Origin of the sequence: Salinivibrio sp. ML323 (assembly GCF_001995745.1) — a bacterium.
Classification (GTDB): domain Bacteria; phylum Pseudomonadota; class Gammaproteobacteria; order Enterobacterales; family Vibrionaceae; genus Salinivibrio; species Salinivibrio kushneri.
The window spans coordinates 1-6602 of the sequence record NZ_MUES01000049.1; the positions used below are offsets into that span (position 1 = coordinate 1).

The following is a 6602-nucleotide window of genomic DNA, read 5'->3' on the forward strand; positions in this document are numbered from 1 at the left end:
ACAAACGAATTGACTGTGCCGAACAACTATACTATAAAAGTTGTCGTTTGGTCACTCAGTTCATCGAATAAATCTTTTTGTCTATTCTTAACGAGTGCCCACACAGATTGCATAGGTCAAATTGTTAAAGAGCGCCGCCCAATCTTGAGCGGGAGTGGCATTTTACGCCACCGAGGCAATGAGTCAAGCGTTTTGTTTGCTTGGCTATTTTGCCGTTGTTAGCGCGGCTTGCCGTGCCAACGAGAAGCGCATTATAGAGAGGTAATTTTGTGACGCAAGGGTTTTTTAAGAAAAACTTTCCAGGCGAACAAAAACCCAACAACATGCATTATTACTGAGCATTTCCACGCTAAAACACGGCAAAAAGCCACCTAAAATTGGTGGCTTTCGTCCGATAAGTACTTATAAGTCCTGTTTTGCGATGATTTGGTCGTTTTCAACATCAAGGAAAACAGGCCGCCCTGGTATCAGCTCGCCACTTAGAATTTGCTGAGCAAGCGGGTTTTCAATTGTCTGCTGGATAGCACGTTTGAGTGGACGCGCACCATAGACGGGGTCAAAGCCACCTTTAGCCACTTTTGCCAAGGCTGCGTCTGAGACCTCAAGCTTAAAGTCTCTTTCGGCCATACGGTGAGCCAGCTCTTGCATCTGTAGACCCGCAATCTCTTTGATGTGGTCTTCGGCTAATGGATGGAAAACCACCGCTTCATCGATTCGGTTGATAAACTCTGGACGGAAATGATTGGCAGCTACTTCCATCACGGTGCGTTTTATACCCGCATAGTCCAGTTCACCGAAATGCGCCTGAATCTGCTCTGAGCCAAGGTTTGACGTCATGATCACCACCGCATTGCGAAAGTCGACGGTACGGCCTTGACCATCCGTCAGGCGACCATCATCCAGCACCTGTAGCAAGATATTAAACACATCCGAGTGGGCTTTCTCTATCTCGTCGAGCAGAATGACAGAGTAAGGGCGACGACGTACCGCTTCGGTCAGGTAGCCACCTTCTTCATAACCCACATAGCCTGGAGGCGCCCCCACAAGGCGAGCCACGGAGTGCTTCTCCATAAATTCGGACATATCAATCCGAACCATGGCATCTCGGCTATCGAACATAAACTCGGCAAGTGACTTACATAGCTCGGTTTTACCTACCCCCGTTGGCCCTAGGAAGAGGAATGAGCCGATCGGGCGATTCGGATCCGCCAAGCCCGCTCGGCTGCGGCGAATGGCGTTGCCGACAGCACTGACCGCTTCATCTTGGCCAACCACACGCTCGTGAAGCGCTGACTCCATTTTAAGTAGCTTTTCTTTCTCGCTTTCCAGCATGCGCGAGACTGGAATACCTGTCTGGCGTGCAATGACATCTGCGATCTCCGCATCCGTGACACGGTTTTTAAGCAATGTCATTTCCTGCATCTCTGCCTGACTGGCAAGATCCAGCTGCTTCTCAAGCTCCGGAATTTTTCCGTATTGCAGCTCTGACATCCGGCTCAAATCACCCGCTCGACGAGCGATTTCCATGTCAGTACGTGCTTGCTCTAACGCTGCTTTAATGTGTTGTGCACCAGACACGGCAGCTTTTTCAGTGTTCCAGACCTCTTCCAATTCTGCGTACTCACGCTCTTTTGCTTCTAACTCGTCGCGAAGCGTTTCTAAGCGCTTTTGGCTCGCACTGTCTTCTTCTTTTTCCAGTGCTTGCTGCTCTATCTTCAGTTGCACGATACGACGCTCAAGCCTGTCGAGTGAGTCTGGCTTTGAGTCTATTTGCATCCGAATACTGGAAGCGGCCTCGTCAATCAGATCGATGGCTTTATCTGGCAGTTGCCGATCGGCAATATAGCGGTGTGACAAGCTCGCAGCAGCAACGATAGCCGGATCGGTAATCTCTACCGCATGATGCAATTCATAACGCTCTTTGAGGCCTCGCAAAATGGCCACCGTGTCTTCGACATTCGGCTCACTCACCAATACTTTTTGGAAACGACGCTCTAATGCCGCATCTTTCTCCACATACTGCCGATACTCATCCAGCGTGGTGGCCCCAACACAATGGAGTTCACCACGTGCCAAGGCAGGCTTAAGCATGTTGCCCGCGTCCATGGCCCCTTCAGCTTTGCCTGCACCCACCATGGTATGCAGTTCATCGATAAAGAGGATGACATTACCTTCCTCTTTGGCAAGCTCGTTGAGTACCGCTTTTAGACGCTCTTCAAACTCACCTCGATACTTCGCCCCAGCAACTAATGAGCCCATATCGAGAGAGAGAACGCGTTTACTGCGAAGCCCCTCTGGCACCTCACCATTCACAATGCGTTGGGCAAGCCCTTCAACGATCGCGGTTTTACCTACACCGGGCTCACCAATCAGCACTGGGTTATTCTTGGTGCGGCGTTGTAACACTTGCACCGTACGACGGATTTCATCATCACGGCCAATAACAGGGTCGAGCTTGCCTTGCTCTGCACGCTCAGTAAGATCAATGGTGAATTTTTCGAGGGCTTGACGATTCTCTTCCGCATTCGGATCATCGACTTGCTGGCCGCCACGGACTTTCTCTATCGCTTCTTCAACCTTTTGCGACGTCAACCCGTGGCTACGCAACAGATCTCCCAACTGGCCTTTGTCTTCCACCGCAGCCAAAACAAAAAGCTCTGACGAGATATATTTATCTTTACGCTTTTGCGAGATTTTGTCGCACAGGTTAAATAGCGTGCCTAGGTGGTTTGAAAGCTGTACTTCGCCCCCCGTGCCAGTGACTTGTGGTAGTCGGTCTAATAACTCAGAGAGACTGGAACGCAACTGGCTCACATCCACGTTCAGCATGGTCAATAACGGGCGGATGGCACTGCTGTCTTGGTTCAGGAGCGCGGTCATCAAGTGAACAGGCTCGATGTATTGGTGATCTCGCCCTAATGCGAGTGATTGTGCATCAGAAATCGCAATTTGGAATTTACTCGTAAATCGGTCAAGGCGCATAGTTCCTCCCACTTAACACCTCTAGTTGATGAATAAATGGGCACGATTGCGGCGCTTTTCAAGCACCTTTGTCGCTTTTATTTCACCCGCCAAATGCAGGTTGCCATCCGGCCTGTTTGCCCATCTCGTCGATACGAATAAAACTGATCCGCCTGCTGGTAGGTACAAAACTCCCCACCATAAACAGCAGTAACGCCAGCCTGTTGGAGTCGTTGCGTCGCGAGCATATAAAGATCAGCAAAGTACTTGTGGCTGTCGGTAGGCATAAAGGCGACCTTGGCTTCCGGTGACAAAGTGGTAAATGCCTGATACACATCTTCCCCCACCTCGAAAGCTTGGGGGCCAATCGCAGGCCCCAGCCAAACGAGGCATCGGCTTGGCGCCTCAAACATCGATAATGTCGATTCCAGCACACCATTCAATAATCCGCGCCAACCTGCGTGGGCCGCCGCGACTTGCTGACCATCGTCACTGCAAAAAAGTACTGGCAAGCAATCAGCCGTCATGATGGTACAGACTTGGCCTGTTGTTTCGGCGAAGGCCGCATCTGCCTCAGGGTGAGGATCTTCACTTGGAAGGTGCACGACCTGCGTGCCATGTACTTGGTCCAGCCAGGTAATATCGCCCTCGACCTGCTTTGCGAGTAGCAGTCGGTTTTTGGCAACATCATCAGGTGCGTCGCCAACATGCATACCCAAGTTCCAACTCGAAAAGCGCCCATGGCTCACGCCACCAACACGCGTGGTCGTCAGCGCACGCACATTGCTTGGGGCAGGCCAGTCGGGCTCGAGGTAGCGCATCAGTATTCCTCTTCTCCATATTGGCTTTGATCATCCCTTAGCAGCTCAGTCAGTGCGACCATGTCATCTGGAATCGGAGCATGCCATTCCATTTGCTCGCCAGTGACCGGATGATCTAAACGTAGCATGGCCGCATGTAGCGCCTGGCGCCGGAATTGGCGTAAGCCTTGGATGAGCGCATCATCGGCATGACGAGGCGGTTTAGCCTTGCCACCATATAGCGGATCGCCCACTAAGGGATGATTCAAGTAAGCCATATGGACACGGATCTGGTGGGTCCGGCCCGTTTCCAAGCGCAAACGTAACCGCGTGTGGCCACGAAAATGCTCGGCCACGCGATAATGGGTGATCGCGGGCTTACCTAATTCATGCACCGCCATATGGGTGCGTTTCGTTGCGTGGCGGCCAATCGGCTTATCCACCAAACCACCACCAGTCATATTACCAATCGCAATCGCTTCATACTCACGGGTAATTTTCCGCTTCTGTAGCGCACGCACCAAACGGGTTTGTGCCGGAATAGTTTTTGCGACCACCATTAATCCCGTGGTGTCTTTGTCCAAACGATGGACGATCCCTGCTCGAGGTACGTCTCCTATTTGCGGATAACGATACAAAAGACCGTTCAGTAAAGTACCATCAGGGCAACCTGCGCCTGGATGAACAACCAGCCCCGCAGGTTTATTAATCACCAACAAGTCGTCATCTTCATAGACAATATCGAGCGGAATATCTTGCGGGATCCAACGGTCATCATCCTCGATTTCCGCAGTGATCTCGACGCTTTCTCCCCCCATCACTTTTTGACGCGGTTTATCAATGGCCACGCCATTGAGTGACACCTGACCGGCTTGGATCCAGGTTTTGATCCGAGAGCGCGAGTAATCAGGAAACAGCTCAGCGATAGCTTGGTCGAGCCGCTGACCTAGTTGATGATCTTGGATCTGATGGGATAACTCTATCTGTTGTGCCATATCGAACTTTTCTGTGATTTCTATGACTAAACCCTTGCGACAGTCGTTATAGTGGCGCTTGGCATATCGCCTGCAAACGCCTTTTGCTATAGTCGCCTGTCACTGGATAAAATAGCCGGAATAATGACATTGTATCTGTTTGCCGCTGCGACCGTAATCCAGATGGCATAAAAACTTTTCAAGGAAGTGCGATAACCCATGAAACGCCTAACCCTGACTGCGCTACTCGCAGCCTCTCTACTCGCCGGTTGTTCAAGTAACGACCAAGTCGTTCAAGACGATCCGCCATCCAAACTGTATCAGGATGCTGAAGCGCAGTTAAATCAAGGGGCTTGGATAACCGCGATTGAAAAGCTGGAAGCACTAGATTCACGCTATCCTTTTGGTGCTTATTCTGATCAAGTGCAGCTGGACCTTATTTATGCATATTACAAAAATGATGACTTGGCTTTGGCCGAAGCCACGATCGATCGTTTTATGCGTATGCACCCAGCGCACTCAGAAAGTGACTGGGTGGTTTATATGCGTGGTCTTGTCCATATGGGCCAAGATCGTAGCCTCATTCACGATATCTTACGTATGGAGCGGGATGACAGAGATCCGCAACCAGCACGTAAAGCCTTTGCCGATTTTCGTCGCTTACTTGAGCGCTATCCCAACAGTGAATATGCCGCAGATGCCAAAGCGCGGATGACCGCATTGAAAAACCGCCTTGCCAACTATGAGCTCGCCGCCGCTGATTACTACATCCGTCGCGAAGCATGGGTTGCCGCAGTTAACCGTTGCCAAGCGTTGCAGCGTGACTTCCCTGATACAGAGGCAGCCCGCGCATCGTTACCTTTGATGCTGAAAGCCTATGAAAAGCTTGGACTCGAAGAACCTGCAGAGCGAACAAGAAAACTTATCGCTAAGAACCCAGCGTAATAGCAAGTCAAAAAGCTTGATAATCAAAACCTCCGCCAAGGAGGTTTTTTTATGTCTATAGATTACCGGTGAAAAGCGCGCTTCACCGAGTAATATTGGAATCGACTCTCGGCTTCAGCGTTGAGTGAGAACAGCCACACGCTTGTCGATGTATAACGAGAGAGTTTGAGGCGGCAGGTTATTAAAGCAAAACGCGGACAATGTTGGTTTAGATACAAAAAAGCCCCGACCATAAGGTCAGGGCTTGGTGTTTTTTATCAAAGTCTTACGCATATCCGCTTTGATGATTAAATTGTTACTAACTAAAGCCTAATACTAAGCTCTAATTAGATAATCAAAGCCTGGCGATGTCCTACTCTCACATGGGGAGACCCCACACTACCATCGGCGCTGCTTCGTTTCACTACTGAGTTCGGCATGGAGTCAGGTGGGTCCAAAGCGCTATGGTCGCCAAGCAAAATTTTGTCTGGAACAAAATTTAACGCACTTCAGTGCGGCCCGTCAGGGTCAAATACAAGGATGTATTTGATAAATTCGTTCCTAAATCTAGAAAGCTGTTTCGTTCTCGCCACAATCAACTGGCTTATTTCGAGTCCAACCCAAAACCTCTTGGGTGTTGTATGGTTAAGCCTCACGGGCCATTAGTACAGGTTAGCTCAACGCCTCACAGCGCTTACACACCCTGCCTATCAACGTCGTCGTCTACGACAACCCTTTAGAGAGCTCGAGGCTCTAGGGATGACTCATCTCGGGGCCAGCTTCGCGCTTAGATGCTTTCAGCGCTTATCTGTGCCGAACTTAGCTACCGGGCAATGCGTCTGGCGACACAACCCGAACACCAGCGGTTCGTCCACTCCGGTCCTCTCGTACTAGGAGCAGCTCCCCTCAATCATCCAACGCCCACGGCAGATAGGGACCGAAC

Annotated in this window: 4 protein-coding genes and 2 rRNA genes; 1 reads left to right on the forward strand and 5 read right to left on the reverse strand. The window is 50.6% G+C overall.

What is annotated here, in order from left to right; all coding sequences use genetic code 11:
• Nucleotides 1–402 precede the first annotated feature (402 nt).
• The 3 genes from clpB to rluD all read right to left on the reverse strand — a co-directional run bounded on the left by clpB (nt 403) and on the right by rluD (nt 4756).
• Entirely contained in the window at nt 403–2982 is a 2580-nt protein-coding gene (clpB, locus tag BZG13_RS14850) for an ATP-dependent chaperone ClpB (RefSeq protein ID WP_077487173.1), read from the reverse strand.
• A gap of 77 nt (nt 2983–3059) precedes the next feature.
• Nucleotides 3060–3782, reverse strand: coding sequence for a peptidoglycan editing factor PgeF (gene pgeF, locus BZG13_RS14855; protein WP_077487174.1), 723 nt, complete (start codon nt 3780–3782; stop codon nt 3060–3062).
• Nucleotides 3782–4756: a 23S rRNA pseudouridine(1911/1915/1917) synthase RluD gene (gene rluD / locus BZG13_RS14860; protein ID WP_077459643.1), complete on the reverse strand. Its 975-nt coding sequence runs from the start codon at nt 4754–4756 to the stop codon at nt 3782–3784. Before rluD ends, pgeF begins: the two co-directional genes overlap by 1 nt.
• A 198-nt stretch (nt 4757–4954) precedes the next feature.
• Here rluD and bamD point away from each other — a divergent pair, with 198 nt between their 5' ends.
• On the forward strand, nt 4955–5680 hold the full coding sequence (gene bamD / locus BZG13_RS14865) for an outer membrane protein assembly factor BamD (RefSeq protein ID WP_069362000.1): 726 nt from the start codon (nt 4955–4957) through the stop codon (nt 5678–5680).
• 339 nt (nt 5681–6019) lie between these two features.
• Here the strand turns inward: bamD and rrf are convergent.
• Both rrf and BZG13_RS14875 read right to left on the reverse strand, forming a co-directional pair.
• A 5S ribosomal RNA gene (gene rrf / locus BZG13_RS14870) occupies nt 6020–6135 on the reverse strand.
• Between the two features lie 165 nt (nt 6136–6300).
• Nucleotides 6301–6602, reverse strand: a 23S ribosomal RNA gene (locus BZG13_RS14875); the annotation flags it as partial.

Bases quoted from the DNA above. Each gene is read 5' to 3' on its own strand.
- clpB (WP_077487173.1), bottom strand. From the start codon at position 2,982: ATGCGCCTTGACCGATTTACGAGTAAATTCCAAATTGCGATTTCTGAT.
- pgeF (WP_077487174.1), bottom strand. From the start codon at position 3,782: ATGCGCTACCTCGAGCCCGACTGGCCTGCCCCAAGCAATGTGCGTGCG.
- rluD (WP_077459643.1), bottom strand. From the start codon at position 4,756: ATGGCACAACAGATAGAGTTATCCCATCAGATCCAAGATCATCAACTA.
- bamD (WP_069362000.1), top strand. From the start codon at position 4,955: ATGAAACGCCTAACCCTGACTGCGCTACTCGCAGCCTCTCTACTCGCC.